The sequence below is a fragment of the Achromobacter sp. SIMBA_011 genome (genome assembly GCF_046535435.1).
GTDB classification, from domain to species: Bacteria; Pseudomonadota; Gammaproteobacteria; order Burkholderiales; family Burkholderiaceae_B; genus Achromobacter; species Achromobacter dolens.
Genome location: NZ_JAWRWN010000042.1, coordinates 1 through 500, shown reverse-complemented (window position 1 = coordinate 500; position 500 = coordinate 1). Strand labels below are relative to the sequence as shown.

The 500-nt window shown below is 64.8% G+C and carries 2 pseudogenes; both read left to right on the top strand.

From position 1 onward, the window contains the following. A pseudogene (locus SB816_RS29805) lies at positions 1–330 on the top strand (SbmA/BacA-like family transporter); the annotation flags it as partial. Then, a pseudogene (locus tag SB816_RS29800) lies at positions 326–469 on the top strand (LysR family transcriptional regulator); the annotation flags it as partial. The pseudogenes SB816_RS29805 and SB816_RS29800, both read left to right, overlap by 5 nt. Between the last annotated feature and the right edge of the window lie 31 nt (positions 470–500).

Sequence of the window (500 nt, the reverse complement as noted above, 5' to 3'; positions counted from 1 at the left end):
ACGATCCCCGGCTACATGGTGTGGGCGGCCGCGCTGTACGCGGTGATCGGCTCGCTGATCATCCAGAAGGTCGGCCACCCGCTCGTGTCGATCAACTACCAGCAGCAGCGCGTCGAGGCCGATTTCCGCTTCGGGCTGATCCGCGTGCGCGAGAACGCCGAGCAGATCGCGTTCTACGACGGCGAGAAAACCGAGACCCGCAACGCGCAGAGCCTGTTCATGCGCATTCGCGACAACTGGTGGCGCGTGATGAAGTACACGAAGCGCCTCACCTTCGTGCTGAGCTTCTACGGCCAGATCGCCATCATCTTCCCGCTCGTCGTGGCCGCTCACGCGTTCGTTTGCGTATCGCGTCAGCGTGATCGTGCCCGAGCATCGGCCGAAGAACCTGCTGGTCGATGCGTTCACCGACGCATTGCGCGACGAAGCGACGGCGATCCGCAGCCGGCTCGCGGCCTTGCCGGGTTAGTGCGCGGGTAGCGCCGGCCGTATGATGGACG